This window comes from Pseudomonas sp. NPDC089554 (genome assembly GCF_050280645.1).
Classification (GTDB): Bacteria; Pseudomonadota; Gammaproteobacteria; order Pseudomonadales; family Pseudomonadaceae; genus Aquipseudomonas.
In genome coordinates this window covers 1-23,600 of record NZ_JBNNVR010000042.1, presented here as the reverse complement: position 1 = coordinate 23,600, position 23,600 = coordinate 1, and the positions used below count along the sequence as shown (strand labels likewise).

Annotated in this window: 22 protein-coding genes and 1 pseudogene; 15 read left to right on the top strand and 8 right to left on the bottom strand. The window is 65.0% G+C overall.

The window, feature by feature from the left end; genetic code table 11:
• Positions 1–7: 7 nt before the first annotated feature.
• The 3 genes from ACQKPE_RS14290 to ACQKPE_RS14280 form a co-directional block, all read right to left on the bottom strand.
• Positions 8–754 carry a class I SAM-dependent methyltransferase gene (locus tag ACQKPE_RS14290; RefSeq protein ID WP_427666793.1) on the bottom strand — a complete coding sequence of 249 codons (747 nt, stop codon included), beginning with the start codon at positions 752–754 and terminating at the stop codon, positions 8–10.
• A gap of 91 nt (positions 755–845) precedes the next feature.
• Positions 846–1,292 carry a DMT family transporter gene (locus tag ACQKPE_RS14285; RefSeq protein ID WP_427666791.1) on the bottom strand — a complete coding sequence of 149 codons (447 nt, stop codon included), beginning with the start codon at positions 1,290–1,292 and terminating at the stop codon, positions 846–848.
• A gap of 514 nt (positions 1,293–1,806) precedes the next feature.
• Positions 1,807–2,580 (bottom strand): alpha/beta hydrolase, encoded by a 774-nt coding sequence (locus ACQKPE_RS14280; RefSeq protein WP_427666789.1) that lies wholly within the window; start codon positions 2,578–2,580, stop codon positions 1,807–1,809.
• A 111-nt stretch (positions 2,581–2,691) separates the two neighbouring features.
• On the opposite strand from ACQKPE_RS14280, the gene ACQKPE_RS14275 reads away from it, so the two are divergent.
• Positions 2,692–4,137, top strand: a complete 1,446-nt coding sequence (locus ACQKPE_RS14275) for an HD domain-containing phosphohydrolase (protein ID WP_427666788.1) — start codon at positions 2,692–2,694, stop codon at positions 4,135–4,137.
• Positions 4,138–4,148: 11 nt separating this feature from the next.
• Here ACQKPE_RS14275 and ACQKPE_RS14270 read toward each other — a convergent pair whose 3' ends face one another.
• Entirely contained in the window at positions 4,149–4,805 is a 657-nt protein-coding gene (locus ACQKPE_RS14270) for a YciC family protein (RefSeq protein ID WP_427666786.1), read from the bottom strand.
• Between the two features lie 165 nt (positions 4,806–4,970).
• Here ACQKPE_RS14270 and ACQKPE_RS14265 point away from each other — a divergent pair, with 165 nt between their 5' ends.
• The 4 genes from ACQKPE_RS14265 to ACQKPE_RS14250 all read left to right on the top strand — a co-directional run bounded on the left by ACQKPE_RS14265 (position 4,971) and on the right by ACQKPE_RS14250 (position 8,621).
• Positions 4,971–5,684, top strand: coding sequence for a DUF2076 domain-containing protein (locus ACQKPE_RS14265; RefSeq protein WP_427666785.1), 714 nt, complete (start codon positions 4,971–4,973; stop codon positions 5,682–5,684).
• Between the two features lie 62 nt (positions 5,685–5,746).
• Positions 5,747–6,226 (top strand): NYN domain-containing protein, encoded by a 480-nt coding sequence (locus ACQKPE_RS14260; RefSeq protein ID WP_427666783.1) that lies wholly within the window; start codon positions 5,747–5,749, stop codon positions 6,224–6,226.
• A gap of 118 nt (positions 6,227–6,344) precedes the next feature.
• Positions 6,345–7,244 carry a drug/metabolite exporter YedA gene (gene yedA, locus ACQKPE_RS14255; RefSeq protein WP_427666781.1) on the top strand — a complete coding sequence of 300 codons (900 nt, stop codon included), beginning with the start codon at positions 6,345–6,347 and terminating at the stop codon, positions 7,242–7,244.
• A gap of 63 nt (positions 7,245–7,307) precedes the next feature.
• The gene (locus ACQKPE_RS14250; protein ID WP_427666779.1) at positions 7,308–8,621 is read left to right on the top strand and encodes a DEAD/DEAH box helicase; all 1,314 of its coding nucleotides are present in this window, start codon (positions 7,308–7,310) and stop codon (positions 8,619–8,621) included.
• Positions 8,622–8,761: 140 nt separating this feature from the next.
• On the opposite strand, the gene ACQKPE_RS14245 is transcribed toward ACQKPE_RS14250, so the two are convergent.
• A complete protein-coding gene (locus tag ACQKPE_RS14245) occupies positions 8,762–10,015 on the bottom strand; it encodes a TIGR03862 family flavoprotein (protein ID WP_427666777.1) in 1,254 nt (417 codons plus the stop codon).
• Positions 10,016–10,163: 148 nt separating this feature from the next.
• Positions 10,164–11,078, bottom strand: a complete 915-nt coding sequence (locus ACQKPE_RS14240) for a histone deacetylase family protein (RefSeq protein WP_427666818.1) — start codon at positions 11,076–11,078, stop codon at positions 10,164–10,166.
• A gap of 111 nt (positions 11,079–11,189) precedes the next feature.
• Between ACQKPE_RS14240 and ACQKPE_RS14235 the strand changes: the two genes are divergently transcribed.
• The 3 genes from ACQKPE_RS14235 to ACQKPE_RS14225 all read left to right on the top strand — a co-directional run bounded on the left by ACQKPE_RS14235 (position 11,190) and on the right by ACQKPE_RS14225 (position 13,286).
• Positions 11,190–11,759, top strand: a complete 570-nt coding sequence (locus ACQKPE_RS14235; protein WP_427666775.1) for a GNAT family N-acetyltransferase — start codon at positions 11,190–11,192, stop codon at positions 11,757–11,759.
• A 70-nt stretch (positions 11,760–11,829) separates the two neighbouring features.
• Positions 11,830–12,699 (top strand): acyl-CoA thioesterase II, encoded by an 870-nt coding sequence (tesB, locus tag ACQKPE_RS14230; RefSeq protein WP_427666773.1) that lies wholly within the window; start codon positions 11,830–11,832, stop codon positions 12,697–12,699.
• Positions 12,696–13,286, top strand: coding sequence for an HAD family hydrolase (locus ACQKPE_RS14225; protein WP_427666771.1), 591 nt, complete (start codon positions 12,696–12,698; stop codon positions 13,284–13,286). The genes tesB and ACQKPE_RS14225 overlap by 4 nt, the downstream gene beginning before the upstream one ends.
• A 12-nt stretch (positions 13,287–13,298) precedes the next feature.
• Here ACQKPE_RS14225 and ACQKPE_RS14220 read toward each other — a convergent pair whose 3' ends face one another.
• Entirely contained in the window at positions 13,299–13,982 is a 684-nt protein-coding gene (locus ACQKPE_RS14220; RefSeq protein WP_427666769.1) for a FadR/GntR family transcriptional regulator, read from the bottom strand.
• Between the two features lie 316 nt (positions 13,983–14,298).
• Here ACQKPE_RS14220 and ACQKPE_RS14215 point away from each other — a divergent pair, with 316 nt between their 5' ends.
• Positions 14,299–15,648, top strand: coding sequence for an MFS transporter (locus ACQKPE_RS14215; protein ID WP_427666767.1), 1,350 nt, complete (start codon positions 14,299–14,301; stop codon positions 15,646–15,648).
• An 18-nt stretch (positions 15,649–15,666) separates the two neighbouring features.
• Complete coding sequence (gene gudD, locus ACQKPE_RS14210) at positions 15,667–17,016, top strand: glucarate dehydratase (RefSeq protein WP_427666766.1); 1,350 nt, start codon at positions 15,667–15,669, stop codon at positions 17,014–17,016.
• Positions 17,017–17,148: 132 nt separating this feature from the next.
• On the opposite strand, the gene rimI is transcribed toward gudD, so the two are convergent.
• Complete coding sequence (rimI, locus tag ACQKPE_RS14205; protein WP_427666764.1) at positions 17,149–18,243, bottom strand: ribosomal protein S18-alanine N-acetyltransferase; 1,095 nt, start codon at positions 18,241–18,243, stop codon at positions 17,149–17,151.
• Between the two features lie 199 nt (positions 18,244–18,442).
• Here rimI and ACQKPE_RS14200 point away from each other — a divergent pair, with 199 nt between their 5' ends.
• The 5 genes and pseudogenes from ACQKPE_RS14200 to ACQKPE_RS14180 form a co-directional block, all read left to right on the top strand.
• Positions 18,443–19,921, top strand: a complete 1,479-nt coding sequence (locus tag ACQKPE_RS14200) for a RimK family protein (protein ID WP_427666762.1) — start codon at positions 18,443–18,445, stop codon at positions 19,919–19,921.
• Between the two features lie 12 nt (positions 19,922–19,933).
• Entirely contained in the window at positions 19,934–20,932 is a 999-nt protein-coding gene (locus tag ACQKPE_RS14195) for a magnesium transporter CorA family protein (protein WP_427666760.1), read from the top strand.
• Positions 20,933–21,243: 311 nt separating this feature from the next.
• Entirely contained in the window at positions 21,244–22,023 is a 780-nt protein-coding gene (locus ACQKPE_RS14190; RefSeq protein ID WP_427666759.1) for an efflux RND transporter periplasmic adaptor subunit, read from the top strand.
• A complete protein-coding gene (locus tag ACQKPE_RS14185) occupies positions 22,020–23,324 on the top strand; it encodes an efflux RND transporter periplasmic adaptor subunit (RefSeq protein ID WP_427666757.1) in 1,305 nt (434 codons plus the stop codon). The genes ACQKPE_RS14190 and ACQKPE_RS14185 overlap by 4 nt, the downstream gene beginning before the upstream one ends.
• Positions 23,324–23,600: pseudogene (locus ACQKPE_RS14180) on the top strand (peptidase M50); the annotation flags it as partial. The gene ACQKPE_RS14185 and the pseudogene ACQKPE_RS14180, both read left to right, overlap by 1 nt.

Genomic DNA, 23,600 nt, shown 5'->3' with positions numbered 1-23,600 from the left:
CCGGCTTTCAGAGGGTGCAGATCAGCCCGGTCTGCAGGCAGTTGCGCTCGAAATCATCCCAATAGCCATTGGGGTGTTTGGCCCGCTCAGCCGGCGAGATGATTGGCTTTTGCCATTGCAAGCGCGAAAACCCGGCTTTCATGATCGCCAGTTCATAGCGCTCACGGCTCCAGCGGTGGAAGGTGAAGGCACTGGGCGGCTCGGTGACGAATTCGGCGTGGTGGCGAAAGCCGCCTTCGTGAGCGTCTTCGGTCAATACATGCACGCCGTACTTGGTGAAGTTGCCGCGCTGCAACTGGAACGTCGGCTCTACGGTATAAGCGACGAGTCGACCGCCAGGCGCGAGGTTGTTGGCCGCGACCTGGAACATCTGGTCCAGTTGTGCCGGGGATTCGGCATAGTTGAACAGCCAGGCCGCGGTGATCAGGTCGAATTTACCGAGGGTGCCCAAGTGGCAGATATCGCTGACGTGGTATTCGATGGACTCCTGGTTACGCAACGACTCCTGGCGGGCCAGGTCGATCATCGACGCAGAAATATCAACGCCAACGACCTTGCTGGCACCCTGGTGATATAACTCGCGGCCGAAGTAGCCGAAGCCGCAGGCGAGGTCCAGTACGGACTTGTCTTTGACGTCACCCACCATGTGGAAAAATGTCTTGGTTTCTACCGCGCGTTGCGAGGCCGTGTCGGTAAAGGCCTCGAAGCGTTCACCAATAGCGTCATAAGTAGCGGTTGAATATTGATTGGTCATTGCCTCACCTGTTTAAGCATAATTGCTGTCGTCAATCCCTGACTTGGGAACATGAAGAGATCTTCTGTTTCGGTGACCCGTGTGGCGATACTTACGTGCGTATGATGATCAAGAACCCTCCTGTGACGACAATGATGCCGACCAGTTTGTTGATATTCAGCGGTTGCCTCTGGAAACCCATGAGGCCGAAGTAATCAATTACCGCTGACGCAATAAGTTGGCCGATCAATACCGCCATGATGAAGTTGACGGCACCCAATCGCGGCGCCATCGACAGTGCCGTGGTGATATAGAACACACCGGCCACACCCCCCATCCATATCCACCAAGGGCCGTCTTTAACCGCCACCAGATCAGGGCGGGGGACCTTGGCGAAAAAGATGACGACAACAACCGCCATCAGGCTGACCAATAAAGAAACAGCGGTCGCCCACAGGGGGTTGCCTAGCAAGTTGCCCAGTTTGGCATTGGTGCCCGCTTGCAAGGGAACTGCAAAACCGGCACACAGACTGAGCGCGATCAATATCAGGAAATTCATAAGTTTCTTTCCGCTTTTTTTTTATTCTTACGGCGATCGGTTCGCTGGCGCCAATTCTTTGTTCTGATAGGTTGCATTCCTCGCACTGATCGGGCCATTGGCTACTACTTGAGCGCAGTGCCGAATCGAATGGGCGCGGCCCAGGCGGCACTTCTTGCCTCCGGCATTTGTGGCGAAAGGCTAGTGCCTGGCTATTCAGCGAAAATTATTAAAAAGTGGGGCGCAGTCCATGACGGCAATCACCGGCGGCATGGCTGCAAGGAGATGAAGTTGGCAGGGGATATAGTGAGAGGGGATACGTTTGGAAGGGTCAGTGTTGCGCGTGTCGGTCGACAAGCCAGTAGGGGACTACAGCCTGTCGAACTGCCGACGTACCCGCGTGGTGTTTCGCACGTACCGCTGAAACACCACGCTGGGTGATACGCAACACGGCTGCCCGGATGATCCGCCGGTAGCCGAGGCCACCGCGCGGGTCAGGCCCGGGGCGTGTCAAGCGGTTCGCCAGGGCAGGGTGTTACTTGCCTTGGCCAACCTTGTTCACCGCATCGAGGATCACTTGGGCCGTTTCCGCTGGCTTGGACTGCTGCGGTACGTGGCTGGCGGCAAGCTCGGTGGTGGTGGCCTTGATCTTCTTGGCGAAGGCGCGCTGCAGGCCTGGGTCGATCATGCGGTCTTCGCTGGCGACCAGGTACCAGGACGGCTTGGTGGTCCAGGCGGCGGCGCTGGTCTTGTCTTCGAATGCCGAGGCGCGGATCGGGCCTTGGGTCGAGGTCATCACTGCGGTCTGGGCGGCGCTCAGGTCCTGGGCGAAGTCGTTCGCCATGCCTTGCGGGGTCAGGTACAGGTAGCCGTTGCGGTCAGGGGTGATCTGCGCGATACCGGACGGAGTCGGGTAGCCCTTGCCCAGCGCGCCGGTGGCTTGGCCCTTGTCCGGGGCGAAGGCGGCGATGTACACCAGGCTGCGAACCTTGCTGTCGGTACCAGCTTGGCTGATGACGGTGCCGCCCCACGAGTGGCCGACCAGCACCACGTCGCCGTCCTGGTTGTTCAGCACGCGTTGGGTGGCGGCGACGTCCTCGGCCAGCGAGGTCAGCGGGTTCTGTACGACAGTCACTTTCACGCCCTTGGCCTGCAGCAGAGGTACTACCTTGCCCCAGTCAGAGCCATCGGCGAAGGCGCCGTGGACGATCACTACCGAAGGTTTGGCAGTGTCGGCGTGGCTGGCCGCCACGGTGAAGATCGACGCAGTCATTGCCATTGCAGTTACAAGCGTTTTGAATCGGAACATGGCGGTGCCTCCTCTGTTTGATGTGGTAATTGTCGGGGGCACGTGCTTGCCTGGGTATCGGTCGAACGACCGAGCCTGGCCACCGAATGAACATGACCTTATGGAAACCTCATGCTCGATACTGCTGCCACCGACTGCATCCCCCTGGAAGACGCCCTGCTGGCGCTGGCCATGGTTGGCGACCTGAGCATGGGGCAACCCATCGACCAGTCGCGCCGCACCGCCCGCCTGGCCCGCCTGCTGGCGCAGCGTTGCGCGGGCGAGGGCGAGCATCTGCAGGTGGCCGACCACGTCGCCTTGCTGCGCTGGTCGGGCTGCACCGCCAATGCCGAAGGCTTCACTCGCTTGCTCGGCGACGATGTGCTGGGGCGCCAGGCCATGCTCAGCCAGACCCTCGGCCCTGCCGGGCAGCGGGCGATGCGCAAGACCGCGCCGCTGGCGCGGGTGCACTGCGAAGTGGCCGGCGAGGTGGCCGTGGCACTGGCGCTGGTCGAGCCGGTGGAGCAGGGCCTGCGCAATGTGTTCGAACACTTCGATGGCAGCGGTCGGCCCTACGGGCTGAGCCATCCGCACATTCCCGAGGTGGTTTACCAAGTGGTGCTGGCGGGGGACTTGGAAATCCTCTCGCGGGTGCATGGCCTGGAAGTGGCGCTGGCATGGATCGCCGAGCAGGCCGACCGCCGTTACCCGGCCACCCTGGTGGCTGAGCTCACGCGCCATGCCAAGGACTGGCTGCACAGCTTGCAGACGCCTGGCCAGGCCCATGCAGCGAGCAGCACGCCCGCGCCGGTGCGCCTGACCTTGCTGGGCGACGTTATCGACCTCAAGTTGTCGTGGCTGGCGGGCTACTCGCGTGCCGCCGCAGAGCTGGCGCGCCAGGCGGCCAGCTTGCTGCACCTGCCCGAAGCCAGTGGCGAGCGCCTGGGCCGGGCGGCGCTGGTGCATGGCATGGGCCGTGCCGCGGTGCCCAACCGTTTGTGGAACACGCCAGGCAGCCTGATGGAAAGCGACCGCGACCAGACCCACCTGGTGCCCTACTGGACCCAACGCGTCTGCGCCCAGGTGCCTGCCCTGGCGGATGTCGGGCCGTTGGCCGCGCATGCCTATGAGCGGCTCGATGGCAGTGGTTATTTCCGGGGGGTGGGCGCCGAGAGCCTGCAACCGGAGCACCGCCTGCTGGCGGCGACCCTGGCCTGGCAGGCCTTGCGCGGCGAGCGGCCCTGGCGTCCGGCGTTCGACGAGCAGCAGGCTGCACAGGTGTTGAGGGATGAAGCCGGGCAGGGCCGCTTCGACGCCCAATGCTGCGAAGCAGTGATCGCCGCCGCCCGCGGCGAGCGTCAACTGGAGATTGGCAAGGCGGGCAATGGCGTGTTGAGCGAGCGCGAAAGCGAGGTGCTGCGCCTGATCAGCTTGGGCAACAGCAACAAGGAAACCGCGCGCCTGCTGGGCATCAGCCCCAGCACCGTGCGTACCCATGTGGAGAGCACCTTCCGCAAGCTCGAGTGCACCACGCGCGCCGCCGCAACCCTCAAGGCGTTGACCCTGGGCCTGCTGTAGGCCCGGATGGGTCAGGCGCCGGCCTGGCCCTCGAGCAGCATGAACAGGCGGTACAACACCACGCTGCTGAACAGTTGCAGGAAGCCGCTGAGGCTGCTCAGGGCCAGCTGCACCGCCGGTTGCGGCTCGCTGAAGGCTGCCAGCAGCAGGCCGTCGAGCAGCCACAGCGGCGCCAGCACGGCCAGTACCAGCACTAGGATGCGCATGAAGTTGCCCTTGGTCATACGCGCGCTTTCACGCATCGACTGGATCACCGGCAACCCACGCAGCACCAGCAGGTACTCGGCGAACACCAGGTTGATCATCACCCAGATACCCGGCAGCACGAACAGCGCCAGGCCTGCCACGATCAGCAGCGAGCTGATGAGAATCAGCAAGGCCAGTGTCGGCCACAGCTGTACGGCGCGGGCGAACAGGTCGCGCTTGCGGGTGTCCTGGCCGTTGCTGCGGGTATCGAGGTAGAGAATCAGTGCCGCGCTGTACAGCGGGTAGAACAGCACGCTCAGCAGCATGCCGTAGGCGGGCGAGGCCTGTTCGCCCAGCTGGCTGTACAGCAGCTGGGTGCTCAGGGCCTCGAGCACCACCAGCGGCAGGCACAGCTGGACGATGCTGGTGAGGTGGCGGCGGAAGAAATACAGGGAGTCGCGCAGGATGTTCAGCGGGTTCATGGGTCTACATCGTATGGAAAAAAGCAGGGCCTAACTTTAGCCCAGTAGCAGGCCCGGTCGCACGGCCTGCTGAAGAAAGTTTCATCGGGGGCGTGATTGAATCCCAGCAGCACGCCCCCCATCTTTGACCTTGTCCGCTGTTTTGCCCGGCACGAGAGGTAGCCCATGAACACTGAAGAACAAACCCTGATCGACGGCCTGTTCACCCGCATCAAGCAGGCCGAAGACCCCAGCCAGCCGCGTGATGCGCAGGCCCAGGCACGTATCGAGGAGCATCTGCGCCAGCAGCCTGCGGCGCCGTACTACATGGCCCAGGCGATCCTGGTACAGGAAGCGGCGCTCAAGCAGCTGGACGAGCAGAACAAGCAGCTCCAGGCCGAGCTCCAGCAGGCCCGCGCGCAACAGCCGGCCGCCCCTTCCGGGGGTGGTTTCCTTTCGAGCATCTTCGGCAGCAGCAACCGCGCACCCGAGCCCCAGCGTTCCGTGGCGCCGCCCAGCGCGGGTGGCTGGCGCGATACGCCTCAGCGCCCCATGCAAGCGCAACCGACCCAGCAGCAGGCGTTCAACGCCGCTCCAGCCCGAGGCGGCGCCAGCAGCTTCCTTGGCGGCGCGATGCAGACCGCAGCGGGTGTGGCCGGTGGTGTACTGCTGGCGCAAGGCATCAGCAGCCTGTTCAACCAGCATTCGCAGCCTGAAGAAGTGGCCGAGGTAACTCCCGAGCAAGCTGCACCCGCCAGTGATAGCGGCGGCTGGAACGACCAGGGCGGTGAGCAGCACGTCGCCGACCAGCAGGGTTGGAACGCTGGCCAGGACGGCCTGGCCGACACCGACTACGACAGCGGCGGCGACTTCTTCTCGGACGACGACAGCTTCGTCTGACATACTGCCTGGCACCCAGGGGCGCTTTGCGCCCCTTTCTTTATGCAACGAGGTGCCTGGGGTTGAAGAAGATCGCGCTGTTCGCCGACGTGCAGAACCTCTACTACACCGTGCGCCAGGCCCACGGTTGCCATTTCGACTACACCGCCCTGTGGGCCGAGGTCAGCCGCGAAGGGGAGATCGTCGAAGCAGTGGCCTATGCCATCGACCGCGGCGACAGCAAGCAGCAGCAATTCCAGCGCATCCTGCGCAACCTGGGTTTCGACGTGCGCCTGAAACCCTTCATCCAGCGCAGCGATGGCTCGGCCAAGGGCGACTGGGATGTGGGTATCACCCTCGATGTGATCGACGCCGCTGCGCGAGTCGACCAGGTGGTGCTGGCCTCCGGCGATGGCGATTTCGACCTGTTGATGGAACGGGTGGTGCAGCGTCATGGCACTGAAGCCGTGGTGTACGGCGTGCCGGGACTGACGGCGCTTTCTCTTGTTCGTGCCGCCAGTCGCTATGTGCCAATCGAAGGCAAGCTACTGCTGCGTCACTGAGCGCCTACGCACTTTCATTGCAAAGTGTGTGGGTGTTTTAAACCGGTTTTGTAACTTAATTTTGCGTCACACCCTTCTTAAACTGAGTCACCCGTAAACGGATTTCGAGTGACCCTCCATGACTGCCCCCCGTCGTTTCCCGCTATTGCTGATTGGCGCCTTTCTGGCCTTGTACCTGGTCTGGGGTTCCACCTACCTGGCCATTCGCATCGGTGTCGAGTCGTGGCCTCCGCTGCTGATGGCCGGGGTGCGTTTCGTCATTGCCGGCAGCCTGATGTACGCCTTCCTGCGCTGGCGCGGTGTCCCGGCCCCGACCTGGCCGCAGTGGCGCTCGGCAGGGGCGATCGGCTTCTTGCTGCTCAGCTGCGGTAACGGCGGCGTGACCCTGGCCGAGCATGCCGGTGTGGCTTCGGGCGTTGCGGCCCTGGCGGTGGCGACCGTGCCGCTGTTCACCTTGTTGTTCGGCCTGCTGTTCGGGCACCGCAACTCGCGCCTGGAGTGGGCCGGCATCTTCCTGGGGCTGGCGGGTATCGGCCTGCTCAACCTCGGCTCCAACCTTCAGGCCAGCCCCATGGGGGCGGCGCTGATTCTGTTCGCCGCAGCAGCCTGGGCCTTCGGTTCGGTATGGAGCAAAAGCCTGCCACTGCCCCAGGGCGCTATGGCCAGCGCTGCAGAAATGCTGGTGGGCGGCGCCGCGCTGCTGCTGGGCAGTGCACTGAGCGGCGAACGCCTGACCCAGATGCCCACCGCCGCAGGCTGGGGTGCGCTGGCCTACCTGGTGCTGTTCGGCTCGATCATCGCGTTCAGCTCGTACATGTACCTGCTCAAGAACGTCCGCCCGGCGGCGGCCACCAGCTATGCCTACGTCAACCCGGTGGTGGCGGTGCTGCTGGGCATTGCCTTTGCCGGCGAGCACATCGGCGCCGAGGAGTGCATGGCCATGGCGGTGATCGTCGGCGCCGTGGTGCTGATCGGCCTGCCGCAGTGGCGCAAGGCGCCTGCCGTTCGTGCCTCCTAGGGGCACGAAGCGCGGGGCTCAGGTAAACTGCGCGCCGTCGCTGAACCCCTACACGGTATTGCCATGAATTTCGCCAAGCTCGGCCTGATCGAACCCCTGCTGCGCACCTTGCAGCAGCTGGACTACACCACCCCGACTCCGGTCCAGGCCCAGGCCATCCCCGCCGTGCTGGCTGGCCGCGACCTGATGGCCGCCGCCCAGACCGGCACCGGCAAGACTGCAGGCTTCGCCCTGCCGGTGCTGCAACGCCTGGCGCTGGAAGGCGAGAAGGTGGCCAGCAATTCGATCCGCGCGCTGGTGCTGGTGCCGACCCGCGAGCTGGCCGAGCAGGTGCACGCCAATATCCGCCAGTATGCCGAGAACCTGCCGCTGAGCACCTACGCGGTGTATGGTGGTGTCAGCCTCAACCCGCAGATGATGCGCCTGCGCCGCGGTGTTGACCTGCTGGTGGCCACCCCGGGTCGACTGCTCGACCTGTTCCGCCAGAACGCCCTGAAGTTCGGCCAGGTGCAGACCCTGGTGCTCGACGAAGCCGACCGCATGCTTGACCTGGGTTTCGCCGAAGAGCTGCAAGCGGTGTACGCCGCGCTGCCGCGCAAACGCCAGACCCTGCTGTTCTCGGCCACCTTCTCCGAGCAGATTCGTATGCTCGCCGGCCTTGCCCTGAACGACCCGCTGAGCATCGAGGTAAGCCCGCGCAACGCCGCCGCCAGCACTGTCAAACAGTGGCTGGTACCGGTGGACAAGAAGCGCAAGGCCGACCTGTTCGTGCACCTGATGCGCAAGCAGCGCTGGAAGCAGGTGCTGGTGTTCGCCAAGACCCGCAACGGCGTGGACCAACTGGTCGAGCGCCTGCTGGGCGAGGGCGTGAATGCCGATGGCATCCACGGCGACCGCCCCCAGGCCACGCGCCAGCGTGCGCTGGATACCTTCAAGGCCCGTGAAATCCAGGTGCTGGTGGCGACCGACGTGGCGGCCCGAGGCCTGGACATCGACGACCTGCCGCTGGTGGTCAACCTCGACCTGCCGATCAATGCCGAAGACTACGTGCACCGCATCGGCCGCACGGGTCGAGCGGGCAACAAGGGCGAGGCGATTTCCCTGGTGTGTGCCGACGAGGTGCAATTGCTGGCGGCGATCGAGACCTTGACTCGCCAGACCCTGCCGCGCCATGAAGAGCCGGATTTCATCCCCGATCACCGGGTGCCGCAGACCGATGCCAATGGCCAAGTGCTGAAGAAACCGAAGAAGCCCAAGAAGCCGAAAGAGAACAGCGCCAAGCGCGGGCTGGGCAAGTGGATGGACAGCAGTGCCGAGCCTGCGGCGCCGGTGAAGGCCGTGCGCAAGGTGCCGAGTTTCAACAAGCGTAAGCCTTGAGGCTGGAATTGCCCGCTTCTACAGGTACGGCGCAAATCCTGTAGGAGCGGGCTCGCCCGCGAACACCGGCAGCGCCGGTGCCATCCACCGCGTCGTCTGATTCGCGGGCAAGCCCGCTCCTACAGGGTTTTGTGTGGGGTTTACCTGCGAAGAGGTCGCTGCAGTTCAAGCCAAGCCCCTGCCGCCTGCCCGGCCTTCAAGCCACTGGCAAAGCACGCCGTCAACAGATAACCCCCCGTCGGCGCCTCCCAATCCAGCATCTCCCCGGCACAGAACACCCCCGGCAACTGGCGCAGCATCAACCCCTCGTCCATCGCCTCGAACCGCACCCCGCCCGCCGTGCTGATCGCCTCATCTATTGGTCGTGTGCGCACCAGTTCAATCGGCAGCGCCTTGATCGCCTGGGCCAGGCGCTGCGGATCAGTGAAGGTCTCTGGTCCGGTCAGCTCGCGCAGCAACGCCGCCTTCACCCCATCGATACCCAGCTGGCCATGCAGATGCTTGGCCATCGACCGCGAACCGCGCGGCTTGGCCAGGGCCTGGGCGATTTTATCCACAGGCCGGTCCGGCAGCAGGTCGAGCAGCAGGGTCGCCTGCCCATCGCGATTGATCGCTTCGCGCAGCGGCGCCGACCAGGCGTACACCAAACTGCCCTCTACGCCCTGCGCGGTCAGGATGAACTCGCCCCTGCGCGGCGCGGTGCCGGGCACGCTCAAGGCGATGTTCTTCAGCGGTGCACCGGCGAACTTACTGGTCAGCACCTCGCTCCAGCCCGCCACCTCAAAGCCGCAGTTGCTCGGCTGCAGCGGCGAGATATCCACACCCCGTTCGGCCAGCAGCGCCGGCCAGGCGCCGTCCGAGCCCAGGCGCGCCCAGCTGGCGCCGCCCAGGGCCAGCACAACGGCATCGGCGCGTACCTGCAATTCGCCCTGTGGATAAGCCACCCGCAGCGACCCGTCGACGTTCCAGCCCAGCCAGCGGTGGCGGGTGTGGATAACTACCCCGGCATCGCGCAGACGCTTGAGCCAGGCGCGCAGCAGCGGCGCGGCTTTCATGTCGCGGGGGAACACCCGGCCAGAGGTGCCGACGAAGGTCTCGATGCCCAGGCCGTGAATCCACCGGCGCAAGGCATCGGCGTCGAAGCCTTGCAGCAGGGCATCCACCTCGGTGCTGCGCTCGGCGTAGCGCGCCACGAACGCGGGGTAGGGCTCGGAGTGGGTGATGTTCATGCCACCGACGCCCGCCAGCAGGAACTTGCGCCCCACCGAGGGCATGGCGTCGAACACTTCGACCGCCACCCCGGCCTGGGCCAGGGTCTCGGCGGCCATCAGGCCGGCGGGGCCACCGCCGATCACGGCAACCAGGGGGCGGGTAGGGGAGTGCAGATCGGTCATGGCGGCGGCAGGCTGTGGAAAAGACCCGGCATTCTACCCTAGCGGCACCCACACGGGCACTGCACAAAAAATAACCAGGTCTTTGCAGATCAGGCAGTTAAAGGGCTGTAGCCGCTTTCCCGCAGGTTATCCACAGGCGGTTCCACAGTCATTGTGCACAACCCAGCACCCGCGCCGCGCTGTGGTGCAGGATGCCGTGGCGGCGCGCCAGGGCTTCGCGGTCCTTGCTGTAGCCACCGCCGATCACGCCTACCACAGGAATATCGCGGCCCAGGCAGTGGCGCAAAACAGCCTCATCGCGTGCGGCCAGGCCCTGGTCGGTCAGTTGCAGGTAGCCCAGGGCGTCGTCCTTGTGCACGTCGACCCCGGCGTCGTACAGCACCAGGTCCGGCTGGTACAGCGGCAACAGGTAGTTGAGCGCGTCGTGTACCACCTTCAGGTAATCCTCGTCGCCCATGCCGCGCGGCAGGGGGATGTCCCAGTCGCTCTGGGCCTTGCGTGCCGGGAAGTTCTGCTCGCAATGCAGCGACACGGTGATCGCCTCCGGGGTGTCGTGGAGAATGCGCGCGGTGCCGTCGCCCTGGTGCACGTCGCAGTCGAAGATCAGCACCCGCTGCACGCGCCCGGCTTCGAGCAGGTAGTGGCTGATCACTGCCAGGTCGTTGAAGATGCAGAAGCCCGCCGGGTGGTCGTAGTGGGCGTGGTGGGTGCCGCCGGCCAAGTGGCAGGCGATGCCATGCTGCAAGGCCATCTCGGCGCTCAGCAGCGAGCCGCCGACAGCGCGCACGGTACGCCGCGCCAGCGCCTCGCTCCACGGAAGGCCCAGGCGACGCTGGTCTTCGCGCGACAGCTCGCCATTCATGTAGCGCTCGATGTAGGCGCGGTCATGGGCCAGGGCGAGGATGTCATTGGGGCAGATTTCCGGGCGCAGCAGGGCTTGGTCGGTAGTCAGCCCGCTGTCGACCAGGTGGTCGTGCAGCAGGCGGAACTTGTCCATGGGGAAGCGGTGGTCCGCCGGGAACTCAGGGCTGTAGTCTTCGTGGTAGATCAGTGGCAGGTGCATGGTCGAGTCGCGTGGCGGGCCAGGGCTGATGATGGCCGCCATCGCGCTCGCAGGGCAAGCCATGCAGCAGCTAACCTGTAGGCATGCGACAGCTTGATTGCGGAGCCCTTGATGACCCCGATCCTTGAACTGGAAAGCGCCCGGCTGGTGCTGCGCCAATGGCATGACGATGACCTGCGAGAGTTCGCCAGCCTGTGCGCCGACCCCCAGGTGATGCGCTATTTCCCTGCGCCATTGACGCGTGTGGAGGCGGCGGCGTTGATTGGCCGCGTGCGTGGCCACTTCAACGAGTACGGCTATGGCTTGTGGGCCTTGGAGCGCAAGGACAGCGGTGCCTTCATCGGCATGACCGGCCTGCTCAACGTCAATTTCGACGCGCCCTTCGCCCCAGCGGTGGAAATCGGCTGGCGCCTGGCGCGGCGCCACTGGGGGCTGGGCTTTGCCAGCGAGGCGGCCTGGACCTGCCTGCGCTGCGCCTTCGCTCAGCTGCACCTGAGTGAAGTGGTGTCGTTCACCAGTGCACAGAACCTGCCGTCGCAGAAAGTCATGCAGGCCATTGGCATGACCCACGACCCACAAGGCGCCTTCGAGCACCCGCGTGTTGCGCCTGGTCACCCGCTGCGCCCCCATGTGCTGTACCGCATCGACCGCGCGCGCTGGCAGAACAACCTGCGGGGTTGACCACCTCGCCATGCGCGGCAGTGCCGACAAATTCTGTATCATCTGGCCCTGATGCCCTAGGAGAACCCCGATGAGCCATGTGTTGGACGACCTGGTCGACCTGTTGAGCCTCGAATCGATCGAGGAAAACTTGTTCCGTGGCCGCAGCCAGGACCTTGGCTTTCGCCAGCTGTATGGCGGCCAGGTGCTCGGCCAGTCGCTGTCGGCCGCCAGCCAGACGGTCGAGGACGCCCGCCACGTGCACTCGCTGCACGGCTATTTCCTGCGCCCGGGGGATGCCAGCATGCCGGTGGTCTATTCGGTCGACCGCGTGCGTGATGGCGGTAGCTTCAGCACCCGGCGGGTGACGGCGATCCAGAAGGGCCAGCCAATCTTCACCTGTAGCGCTTCGTTCCAGTTCGACGAAGAAGGTTTCGAGCACCAGGTGCCGATGCCCGATGTGGTTGGCCCCGAGAACCTGCCCAGTGAAGTCGAACTGGCTCGCGCCATGGCCGACAAGCTGCCCGAGCGCATCCGCGACAAGGTGCTGTGCGCCAAGCCTATCGAGATCCGCCCGGTTTCCGAACGCGACCCGTTCGACCCCAAGCCCGGCGACCCGGTGAAGTACGCCTGGTTCCGCGCCGACGGCACCCTGCCGGACATCCCCGCGCTGCACAAGTACCTGCTGGCCTACGCCTCGGACTTCGGCCTGCTGACCACCTCGCTGCTGCCCCATGGCAAGTCGGTGTGGCAGCGTGACATGCAGATCGCCAGCCTTGATCACGCGCTGTGGTTCCACCGCGACCTGCGTGCCGACGACTGGCTGCTATACGCCACCGATAGCCCATGGGCTGGCAATGCCCGAGGTTTCAACCGTGGCAGCATCTTCAACCGCGCCGGGCAGCTGGTGGCCTCGTCCACCCAGGAAGGCCTGATTCGCCACCGCAAGGACTGGGCATGAGCCTGGGCGATATCCGCCATTGGGTGTTCGACATGGACGGCACCCTCACCGTGGCGGTGCACGACTTCGCCGCCATCCGCCAGGCACTGGGCATTCCCGCTGCAGATGACATCCTCACCCACCTGGCCGCGCTGCCCAGGCAAGAAGCTGAAGCCAAGCACGCCTGGCTGCTCGAGCACGAACGCGACCTGGCCATTGCCTCCACCGCAGCGCCCGGCGCGGTGGCGCTGGTGCGAGAGCTGGCGGCGCGGGGTTGCCGCCTGGCGATCCTCACCCGCAATGCGCGAGAGCTGGCCCATGTGACGCTGGAGGCGATCGGCCTGGCCGAGTGCTTCCCGGTCGAACACATTCTTGGGCGCGACGAAGCCGCACCCAAGCCCAACCCCGATGGCCTGCTGCAAATCGCCCAGGCTTGGGGCGTGCCGCCTGGTGAGATGGTGATGGTGGGGGATTACCGTTTCGACCTGGACTGTGGCCGTGCGGCGGGGGCGCGCACGGTGCTGGTGAACCTGCCGGACAACCCTTGGCCGGAGTTGGTGGATTGGCATGCGGCGGATTGCCGGACCTTGCAGCGAATGCTCGGCTGAGCACCCACCCACTCACTCCGGCAACAATCGATCCCGGCTATTGGACAGGTGCAGGCAGATCGCCGCCCGCGCCGCGTCCGGGTCTTGCCGGCGAATGGCGTTGAGGATCGCCTCGTGCTCCAGGTTCGCCAGGTACGCATGCCCGGCCAGGTTGGCCCCGGCCCTTTGCGCCAGGGCCATGCGGTTGCGCGGGATCAATGCTGTGCCGAGCTGCACCATCATTTCGCTGAAATACAGGTTGCCGGTGGCCTCGGCGATCAGCAGGTGGAAGCGCCGGTCGGCCTCGATGCAGCTGTCGCCTGCGCCAGCCTGGTCCTGGTAGTCGTCCAGCGCCTGGCGCATCTGCACCAGGTGGCGTTCCTCGCGGCGCAAGGCGGCGAGGGCGGCGGCCTGGCCTTCCAGGCCGATACGCAGCTCCAGCATGTCGCGCACGCTGGCGGCGTTCTCGGCGCCCACGCGCAGGCCAGAGCGGGCCTGGCGTTCGATGACGAAGGTGCCGATGCCGTGGCGGGTTTCCACCAGGCCCGCGGCCTGAAGCTTGGAGAGCGCTTCGCGGACCACGGTACGGCTGACGCTGTGTTCGCGCACGAGGGTGTTCTCGGACGGGAGCTTGTCACCGGGGGCGAAGGTGCCCAGCAGAATCTGCTGGGTCAGGCGTGAAACCAGATCGTGGGCGCGGGTGTGGCTGGTGCTCATGGTTTGGCCCTGAGGGTTGTGGCGTTTTTCTGGCCCCGAGATCGGGCCCCTGAGGTCAATATACTTGTATGACAAGTTGGCGTGAAAGAATATTTTTACTTCGAAATTGCCCTCAAGATAGCCTTTATAGTTTTAACGTTAATGACGTTTTCGATGATTTTTACCTAGATAACCGCTTGTATTTTGGCTTTTAGCCGCTCAATGGCATCTTGTCGTACAACTCATCGCGGAATATGCTCCCTCTCACCTGGATGTCAGACAACTGCCCGTCCGCCACCAGCACCCTCAATAAAAACAATGAGTGGGAGATTCCCCCATGAGCAACACCCTCGCTCCGTCCGTAGGGCATAGCGACGCGCTCGCCAGTGCCGTGGCCAAGGTCAAGCGCCACGTTCTGCCGCTGTTCGTCATCATGTTCATCGTCAACTACCTGGACCGCGTCAACATCGGCTTCGTCCGCCCACACCTGGAGAGCGACCTGGGCATCAGCGCCGCCGCCTACGGCTTCGGTGCCGGGTTGTTCTTCATCGGCTACGCCCTCTTCGAAGTACCCTCGAACATGCTGCTGCAACGGGTGGGTGCCAAGCTCTGGCTGACCCGCATCATGTTCACCTGGGGCCTGGTGGCCACCGCCATGGCCTTCGTGCAGAACGAAACCCAGTTCTACGTACTGCGCTTCTTGCTAGGGGTCGCCGAAGCCGGCTTCTTCCCCGGCGTGATCTACTACTTCACCCGCTGGTTGCCAGCTGCCGAACGCGGCAAGGCGATCGCCATCTTCCTCAGCGGCTCAGCCATCGCCTCGCTGATCTCCGGGCCCTTGGCCGGTGCGTTGATGCAGATCCAGGGCCTGGGCATGCACGGCTGGCAGTGGATGCTGTTCATCGAAGGCATGGCCTCGGTGGTGCTGTGCTTCTTCGTGTTCTTCTGGCTCGACTCCAAGCCCCACGACGCCAAGTGGCTCAGCCGTGCCGAGCAGGATGCGCTGGTTGACACCATCGACCGCGAACAGCGCGAGCGTGAAGCTGCGGGTCCTGTGAAAACCTCGTCCTGGAGCCTGCTCAAGGATCGGCAGATCCTGCTGTTCTGCCTGATCTACTTCTGCATCCAGCTGACCATCTACGCCGCCACCTTCTGGCTGCCGAGCATCATCAAGCGCATGGGCGACCTGAGCGACATCCAGGTGGGCTTCTTCAACTCCATCCCCTGGCTGATCTCGATCCTGGCCATGTACGCCTTCGCTGCGGGCGCCACGCGCTGGAAGTTCCAGCAGGCTTGGGTCGCCGCTGCGCTGCTGGTGGCCGCCACCGGGATGTTCATGTCCACCACCGGTGGGCCGGTGTTCGCCTTCATCGCGGTGTGTTTCGCGGCCATCGGCTTCAAGTCGGCGTCTTCGCTGTTCTGGCCGATTCCCCAGGGCTACCTGGATGCACGCATCGCTGCGGCGGTGATCGCGCTGATCAACTCGGTAGGCAACCTGGGCGGCTTCGTCGCGCCCACCACCTTCGGCCTACTCGAGCAGCACACAGGTTCCATCCAGGGCGGCCTGTACGGCCTGGCGGTGACTTCGGTGCTTGCCGCCATCGCCATCTTCTTCGTGCGCACCCGCCCAAAGGGCGCCAACAGCCATGACCTCAAGGCGCCTTCGACCTTGAGCCAGTCCCATTGAATGAAGGAACACCCGACCATGAACCAGCACACCCAGATTCACACCGGCACCCCGGTGGTCACCGACCTGCGCGTGGTCCCGGTGGCCGGCCACGACAGCATGCTGCTCAACCTCAGCGGCGCCCATGGCCCGTTCTTCACCCGCAACATCGTCATTCTGCGTGACAGCGCCGGCAACACCGGCCTGGGCGAAGTGCCTGGCGGCGAGAAGATCCGCCAGACCCTGGAAGACGCCCGCGACCTGGTGGTCGGCCAGCCCATCGGCCACTACCAGCGCGTGCTCAACGGCATGCGCCAGGCCTTCGCCAACCGTGATGCCGGTGGCCGCGGTTTGCAGACCTTCGATTTGCGCATCACCGTGCATGCGGTCACCGCCATGGAGTCGGCATTGCTCGACCTGCTCGGCCAACACTTGGGCGTGCCCATGGCCGCGCTGCTGGGCGAGGGCCAGCAGCGCGAGGCGGTGAAGATGCTTGGCTACCTGTTCTACATCGGCGATCGCCACAAGACCGACCTGGCCTACCGCAACGAAGCCGAGGCCGACGACGCCTGGCTGCGCCTGCGCCACGAACAGGCCCTGACCCCCGAGGCAGTGGTGCGCCTGGCCGGGGCAGCCAAGGCCCGCTATGGCTTCAACGACTTCAAGCTCAAGGGCGGCGTGCTGCGCGGCGAGGAGGAGATCGAAGCGGTCACCGCGCTGGCCGAGCGCTTCCCCGAAGCGCGCATCACCCTCGACCCCAACGGCGCCTGGTCGCTCAAAGAGGCCATCGCCCTGTGCCGCGACCAGCACCAGGTGCTGGCCTACGCCGAAGACCCGTGCGGCGCCGAGAACGGCTATTCCGGCCGCGAAGTGATGGCCGAGTTCCGCCGCGCCACCGGGCTGCGCACCGCCACCAACATGATCGCCACCGACTGGCGGCAGATGGGCCACGCGATCCAGTCCCAGGCCGTGGACATCCCCCTGGCCGACCCGCATTTCTGGACCCTGCAAGGTTCGGTGCGGGTGGCGCAGATGTGCCACGACTGGGGCCTGACCTGGGGTTCGCACTCGAACAACCACTTCGACATTTCCCTGGCCATGTTCACCCAGGTCGGTGCGGCGGCGCCGGGCGACATCACCGCGCTGGACACCCACTGGATCTGGCAGGATGGCCAGCGCCTGACCCGCGAGCCACTGCGCATCGTCGATGGCCATGTGCGCGTGCCGGCGCGACCAGGCTTGGGCGTAGAGCTGGATGAAGACCAGCTGATGAAGGCCCATGAGTGCTACCGCAACATGGGGCTGGGTGCGCGCGATGACAGCGTGGCGATGCAGTACCTGGTGCCGGGGTGGAGCTTCGATAACAAGCGGCCTTGCCTGGTGCGTTGAGGTCGGGTGAATGGCACCGGCTTCGCCGATGTTCGCGGGCGAGCCCGCTCCTACAGGTACAGCGCAAACCCTGTAGGAGCGGGCTTGCCCGCGAATAGGCCCGTGCAGGCGACAAATCTCTTTACGCCCGCATTACCTGTTCGCAAACACCACCGCCGCCGCCCGCACCTTCTTCCCGCCGAACAAACTCATGCGCTGGAACTGCCCATGGCTGACCGGCAGGTGCTGGCAGTCCAGCGCCTGGCGATGCCGGGCATGGTCGGTATCCGGGTCATGCAAATACACGAAATCATCATCGCACCCGGTCACCAGCACCCAGTGCGGGGCCTTGGTGCGGGTCAGTTGGTAATTGCTGATCAGCACCAGCACCAAACCACCTTCACCCAGCACGCTGGGCAGGTCGAGAGGCCCACGTGCCCGCTGCACGTCGGTTTCCTGCAACTCGGCACAGAAGTCCTCGTGCACCAGTTGCATCACCTCCTTCTTGTTGGCCTGGCGCACGCCGTCGAGGAACAACGGCCCGTCGGTGCTCAGGTGCAGACGTACACCAAAGCCTCGGCGCCAGGCTGCCAGGGCCAGCCCCTGCGGGCTGCAACCACCGTGGCCGGAAGTCATGAACACGGTTGTCGCCTCGCGCCAGATCCGCACTTCTTCCCGTCGGCTAGGCTCGCACCCAGGGCGTAGCGCAGCCATGGCCATCAACAGGCAGGCCGGGCCGCAGGTGAAGTCGGTGGTCTGGGCGTAGTAGGGCACGCTGCGCGCCTTGCCGGCCGGGCGCTGGACGATGCGTTTCTCGTAGCGCAGGGCACTGGCGTGGTCTTCGTAGTAGTCCTCGACCTGGGCGAAGCGCCGGTAGCCGTGACGTTCATACAGGGCGATGGCCTTCGGGTTGTCCGCCCGCACTTCAAGTCGCAGGTAGGCGCGCTCATGCTCCAGGGCGCACTGCTCGGCCCGTTCGAGCAGGCGCGCGCCCAGCCCTTCGCCACGGGCCTGGGGCGCGATGGCGATGGAGTACAGGCGCGCCAGCGAAGTGCCGCGGTGGAACAGCAGCAGTGCGTAGCCCATCACCTGCTCATCACGCTGCGCCACCAGCAAGCTGGCGTGAGCGTGGGCGAGCATCCAGCGAAAGCTGCGCGGGGTGAGCCGGTCCGAGGCGAAGCATTGGTTCTCGAGTGCCAGCAAGGCAGGCAAGTCGTCGATGTTTGCGAGGCGAAATTCGATTTCCATAGGGCCGCCGTAAAAGTTGCGTAATGAAACGGGACATTCGAAAAACATCGTGCTTAATAGAAGGGTGTGTCTCCAACACAGGGCTTCAGCGATGTCTTCGTTTCAAGAACCGTTATCAGGCTTTACCGAGGAAAGTTCGTCTTCTGCAAACAGTGGTTATATATATCCACTGGCCAGCGATACCAAGTCAAGCCAATTGATGATAATCGTCGAGCGGCGTGAAGACTGGGCATCCTACCTGCCCAGCGAGGATGTAGTCACCGCGCAGGAGTATTTGGAACAGCCTCGGGAGTGTGTGTCCGGGCAGCGCGTCCAGGTAATAAACCTCTGCCGTAATTATCGATACCTGGGCCACGGTTATTATTGTTCGTTGTTGGCGGAAGCGCGCGGGCATCATGTAATTCCGTCGGTAAAAAGTATCAGTGAACTGACGCGCAAATCTTTGTATGGGTTGGCCTTGGATGACATGGCGGGCAGCTTGGAAAGTGCCTTGGCCAACCACCCGTACGGGGAAACCGAGGGCTTCACCTTGACCTTGTATTTCGGCCGCACCGACCTGGAACCCTTGCAGGATATCGCCCGCCAGCTGTTCGAAGCGTTTCCCTGCCCGATCCTGCTGGTGGAGTTTCGCAAGACCAGCACCTGGCATATCGCCGGGGTCAAGGCCGGCGCCCTGCACAAGCTGCGCGAAAGCCAGCAGGACCAGTTCGCCAACGCCCTCGACGGCTTCAGCCGAAGGCTCTGGCGCCAACCCCGCTCACGCCGGGTGGCGCGCTACGACCTGGCGATTTTGCACGACCCCGACGAGGCTTTGCCGCCGTCCAATGCCCAGGCGCTGGAGCGCTTCGTGCAGGTCGGGCACAAACTGGGTATCGACGTGGAACTGATCGGCAAGAAGGACTACGCCCGCCTGGCCGAGTACGACGCGCTGTTGATCCGCGAGACCACCAGCGTCGACAACCACACCTACCGCTTCGCCAAGAAGGCCGAAAGCGAGGGGCTGGTGGTGATGGACGACCCGGCCTCGATCCTGCGGTGCACCAACAAGGTCTACCTGACCGACCTGCTGCGCAGCAACCGCCTGGCCATGCCGGCCAGCGAAATCCTCTACCGCGATAACCCGCAGGAGTTGGAGCGGGTAGGGGAGCGCCTGGGCTTTCCCTTGGTGCTGAAGATTCCCGATGGTTGTTTCTCGCGCGGGGTCATCAAGGTGCAGGACCAGGCGCAACTGCTGGTCGCCACCGCAGAACTGTTCGAGCACTCGGTACTGCTGCTGGCCCAGGAATACCTCTACACCGAATACGACTGGCGCATTGGCGTGCTCAACCGCAAGCCGATCTTCGCCTGCCAGTACTTCATGTCCAAGGGCCACTGGCAGATCTTCAACCACCAGGCCCAGCGCGGCGAGGTCAATGGCGAGTGCCGCACCCTGGCCGTGCACGAGGCGCCGCGGGCAGTGGTGGAACTGGCCGTGCAGGCCGCCAATTTGATCGGCGACGGGCTTTACGGCGTCGATCTCAAGCAGGTGGGCGAGCGCGTGGTGGTGATCGAGGTCAACGACAACCCCAACCTCGATGCCGGTATCGAGGATGCCTACCTACAGGACGACCTCTACACCCTGGTGCTCGAAGAATTCATCCGCCGCCTGGAGCAGAAGCGCCGCGGCCATGCCTGGTAACGAGGACACCCCATGATCAAGCGCTACGGCCTGGCTCACGGCCAGTTGCATGAATGCACCGGGCTGGACGCCGAGGTGCTGCTGTTCGTCAACCCCGACAGCGCCGAACGGGAAATGCTGCACGCCTGGTTCCACCTCGACGCCCATGCCCTGGCGTCGGCGCTGGACCCGGACGAAGTCTCGCGCCTGGAGTCGCACCGCGATGGCCTGTACCTGATCTGGAAGCGCCCGGAAAGCTACACCGGCGGCGACAGCTTCGCCTTCCAGGTGTCGTCGTTCGGCATGCTGCTGGGCGAGCAGCGCCTGGTGCTGATCGCCCCGGACGCCTCGTTGCTGGATAGTCTCGGCAGCCGCCATGCGCTGGAGCAGCCGCTGGATGTGCTGCTGGCCATTTTGCTGGACAACCTGCACCACTACCTGGGCCACCTGAAGGTCATCAAGCTGGTTGCCCGCGAGTTGCAGCAGCGTTTCGAGCAGTCGCTGGAAAACCATCACCTGATGCAGATGTTCAACCTCAGCGAGAGCCTGATCCACTACATCAATGCCATCCACAGCAACGGCGCGGTGCTTGCCAGGCTGCGCCTGCATGGCGAGAAGCGCCACTTCGGCGACCAGGCGCTGGCCCTGATCGACGACCTGATCGTGGAGAACACCCAGTGCCACAAGCAGGCCGAGATCTACTCCACGGTGTTCGCCGGGCTCATGGATGCACGCGGCAACCTGGCCAACAACGCGATGAACGAGACCCTGCGCAAGCTGACGCTGATCAACGTGGTGTTCCTGCCGCTGAACCTGATCGCCAGCATCGGCGGCATGTCGGAGTTCAGCATGATGACCGCCGCGCTGCCGTGGTGGCTGGCCTATGCGCTGCTGGTGCTGGCGATGATGAGCGTGGGGGTGCTGATGGTGCTGGTGCTCAAGCGCGTGGCGCGGGGCAGGGCGCGCACCGAGCGACCGTTGCAACGCCCCGCCCCTTCGTTTCCCGGTATTGCCAATTGGAGGACGCCATGAGCAATGTGCAGATCGGCCTGATGATCGTGTCGATGATTCTGATTTTCGCGGCGGTGAGTTTCTATTGGGACCACAAGGGGCAATAGCGCAGTTCTGTGGGAGCGGTCTTGTGTCGCGAAAGGGGCGCAGAGCGCCCCCAGGTGACCGTATGGCAGCTGATATCTGGGGCCGCTTCGCGCCCCTTTCGCGACACAAGGCCGCTCCTACAGGCTTCTTGTAATCGCCACCTCGGAATCCGCCGAGGTGATGTATTCGTGCCATCAGTTTTTTCGTACACTCCGGCCACTACAGCTGGCAATGGAGTGCGCAACATGCATCGTGGTATCGGCCTGATCCTGGCCTTGAGTGTGTTGTACCTGCAGCCGACCCAGGCCAGCGAGCCGCCCGCCGACCCCTTGCTCGACCCGCCCGCCGCCGCCCAGGCCACGGGTCAGAACGCCCGCGGCGTACTGCGCGCCCGCGACCAGGCGGTGCTGGCCAGCGAACTGGCCGGGCGCATCGTCGAGATGCCCTACGCCGATGGCGAGGACTTCAAGAAAGGCGCCGTGCTGGCGCGCTTCGATTGCAGCGCCTACCAGGCCCAGCTCAATGCCGCCCAGGCCTCGGTGCGGGCGGCGCGCGAAGAACTCAACCACAACCGGCAACTGGCTGCGCTCAAGTCCGTGGGGCAGTTCGCCGTGTCCCTGGCCGAAGCCAAGCAGGCCCAGGCCCAGGCCGAAGCCCAGGTGTACCAGGTGCAGGTCAAGCGCTGCGTGGTCAACGCGCCGTTCGACGGCCGCGTGGTACAGCGTCGCGCCCAGCCCCATGAAAGTGTGTCCAGCGGTGCGGCGTTGCTGGAGGTGGTGGACAACCGCTCGCTGGAGATCCAGCTGCTGGTGCCGTCGCGCTGGCTGGCGCGGCTCAAGCCGGGGCAGGCCTTCGACTTCATTCCCGACGAAACCGGCACGCCGCTGCGGGCTCAGGTCAAGCGCGTAGGTGCGCGTATCGATGAAGGCAGCCAGACCCTGCTGCTGATCGGCGAGCTGCCCGGCGACGCCAAGGGCCTGCTGGCCGGCATGAGCGGCACGGCACGCTTCGCGGAGCTGCAATGACCGCCGCCGCCCAGGTGACGGCCGAGCGCGTGTTCGCGCTGTTCCTCGGCCTTCAGCAACAGGCGCGCCAGGCCAGCAGCAGCGAGCAGCTGGCGTTTTCCATGGTCAACGACGGCCAGGCGCTGTTCGGTTTTCGCCATGCCGCCTTGCTGATCGCGGGCAAGGTACAGGCACTCACCGGCATCAGCGTGGTGGAGGCCAACGCGCCGTTCGTCGCCTTCGTCGAGCGCGCCGCAGCCGCCTTGCCCGCCCAGGCCCAGGCCGTGGACCCGGCCGGGCAGGACGAACAGACCCTGCTCGACTGGCAGTCACTATCCGCCGCTCACGCCTACTGGCTGCCCTTGCTCGACCGCCAGGGCCAGCCGTTCGGTGGCCTGTGGCTGGCCCGCGACCAACCCTTCAGCCCGGCTGAGCAAACCCTGCTGGCCCAGCTTGCACAAACCTATGCCCACGCCTGGCAGGCCCTGCGCCCCGGCAAGCCCTGGCGCCTGCGCTGGCCCAAGCGCCGCTTGCTGATGCTGCTGGGCGCCGCCTTGCTGGTACTGCTGGTACCTGTGCGCCAGTCGGTACTGGCGCCGGCCGAAGTGGTGCCGCTGGGCGGCCGGGTGGTCACCGCGCCCCTGGAGGGGGTGGTCGCCGAATTCCTGGTCAAGCCCAACCAGGAGGTCGCTGCCGGTGAATTGCTGGTGCGCTTCGACGCCACCACCCTCAAGGCCCAGGCCGATGTCGCCGAGCGCTCGCTGGGGGTGGCCGAGGCTGAGCTCAAGGCCAATACCCAGCGGGCGTTCAGCGATGCCGAGTCGGGCGCGCGCCTGGACCTGCTGGCCGCGCGGGTGGAGCAGAAACGTGCCGAACTCGACTACGCCCGCCAGTTGCTGGCGCGCAGCGAAATTCGCGCCGAGCGCGCCGGCATTGCGGTGTTCGCCGACGCCGAGCGCTGGACCGGCAAGCCGGTGCAAACCGGCGAGCGCCTGATGCAACTGGCCGACCCGGCCCAGGCCGAGCTGCGTATCGAGCTGCCGATCGGCGATGCCATTGGCCTGCAACACGGTGCCGAAGTGGCGCTGTTCCTCGACAGCGACCCCCTGCACCGCCACAGCGCCGCCCTCGAGCGCGCCGCCTACGAAGCCCAGGCCACCGCCTCCGGGCAACTGGCCTACCGCCTCGATGCACGCTTCGACGAGGCGCCGCCGCGTATCGGCCTGCGCGGCACTGCCAAGCTGTATGGCGAGCGTGCGCCGCTGGCCTATTACCTGCTGCGCCGACCGCTGGCTGCGCTACGCCAAGGGTTGGGCTTCTGATGCTGCCCGCCCTGCGCGCCGACTTGCAGCTGTCGCCAGCCGCGCCGGGCCTGGACGGCGCCCCGCAGTGGACGTTGGCCGACCCGTTGCGCGGGCGCTATTTCAAGCTCGGCGCCAGTGCCGTGCGCCTGCTGCGCCACTGGGCCCTGGGCGAGCCACAGCGCGTGCTGGCCGCCGCCAATGCCGAGCCAGGCGTGCCGCTGGACGCCGACGCGCTGGAAGACCTGTTCCACTTCCTTGGCCAGTACGACCTGCTCAGCGCGCAAGACGCCGCCC

What these genes read in the sequence shown, in the direction of transcription:
- ACQKPE_RS14290 (WP_427666793.1), bottom strand. Translation starts at nt 754, where the DNA reads ATGACCAATCAATATTCAACCGCTACTTATGACGCTATTGGTGAACGC.
- ACQKPE_RS14285 (WP_427666791.1), bottom strand. Translation starts at nt 1,292, where the DNA reads ATGAATTTCCTGATATTGATCGCGCTCAGTCTGTGTGCCGGTTTTGCA.
- ACQKPE_RS14280 (WP_427666789.1), bottom strand. Translation starts at nt 2,580, where the DNA reads ATGTTCCGATTCAAAACGCTTGTAACTGCAATGGCAATGACTGCGTCG.
- ACQKPE_RS14275 (WP_427666788.1), top strand. Translation starts at nt 2,692, where the DNA reads ATGCTCGATACTGCTGCCACCGACTGCATCCCCCTGGAAGACGCCCTG.
- ACQKPE_RS14270 (WP_427666786.1), bottom strand. Translation starts at nt 4,805, where the DNA reads ATGAACCCGCTGAACATCCTGCGCGACTCCCTGTATTTCTTCCGCCGC.
- ACQKPE_RS14265 (WP_427666785.1), top strand. Translation starts at nt 4,971, where the DNA reads ATGAACACTGAAGAACAAACCCTGATCGACGGCCTGTTCACCCGCATC.
- yedA (WP_427666781.1), top strand. Translation starts at nt 6,345, where the DNA reads ATGACTGCCCCCCGTCGTTTCCCGCTATTGCTGATTGGCGCCTTTCTG.
- ACQKPE_RS14250 (WP_427666779.1), top strand. Translation starts at nt 7,308, where the DNA reads ATGAATTTCGCCAAGCTCGGCCTGATCGAACCCCTGCTGCGCACCTTG.
- ACQKPE_RS14245 (WP_427666777.1), bottom strand. Translation starts at nt 10,015, where the DNA reads ATGACCGATCTGCACTCCCCTACCCGCCCCCTGGTTGCCGTGATCGGC.
- ACQKPE_RS14240 (WP_427666818.1), bottom strand. Translation starts at nt 11,078, where the DNA reads ATGCACCTGCCACTGATCTACCACGAAGACTACAGCCCTGAGTTCCCG.
- ACQKPE_RS14235 (WP_427666775.1), top strand. Translation starts at nt 11,190, where the DNA reads ATGACCCCGATCCTTGAACTGGAAAGCGCCCGGCTGGTGCTGCGCCAA.
- tesB (WP_427666773.1), top strand. Translation starts at nt 11,830, where the DNA reads ATGAGCCATGTGTTGGACGACCTGGTCGACCTGTTGAGCCTCGAATCG.
- ACQKPE_RS14225 (WP_427666771.1), top strand. Translation starts at nt 12,696, where the DNA reads ATGAGCCTGGGCGATATCCGCCATTGGGTGTTCGACATGGACGGCACC.
- ACQKPE_RS14220 (WP_427666769.1), bottom strand. Translation starts at nt 13,982, where the DNA reads ATGAGCACCAGCCACACCCGCGCCCACGATCTGGTTTCACGCCTGACC.
- ACQKPE_RS14215 (WP_427666767.1), top strand. Translation starts at nt 14,299, where the DNA reads ATGAGCAACACCCTCGCTCCGTCCGTAGGGCATAGCGACGCGCTCGCC.
- gudD (WP_427666766.1), top strand. Translation starts at nt 15,667, where the DNA reads ATGAACCAGCACACCCAGATTCACACCGGCACCCCGGTGGTCACCGAC.
- rimI (WP_427666764.1), bottom strand. Translation starts at nt 18,243, where the DNA reads ATGGAAATCGAATTTCGCCTCGCAAACATCGACGACTTGCCTGCCTTG.
- ACQKPE_RS14200 (WP_427666762.1), top strand. Translation starts at nt 18,443, where the DNA reads ATGATAATCGTCGAGCGGCGTGAAGACTGGGCATCCTACCTGCCCAGC.
- ACQKPE_RS14195 (WP_427666760.1), top strand. Translation starts at nt 19,934, where the DNA reads ATGATCAAGCGCTACGGCCTGGCTCACGGCCAGTTGCATGAATGCACC.
- ACQKPE_RS14190 (WP_427666759.1), top strand. Translation starts at nt 21,244, where the DNA reads ATGCATCGTGGTATCGGCCTGATCCTGGCCTTGAGTGTGTTGTACCTG.
- ACQKPE_RS14185 (WP_427666757.1), top strand. Translation starts at nt 22,020, where the DNA reads ATGACCGCCGCCGCCCAGGTGACGGCCGAGCGCGTGTTCGCGCTGTTC.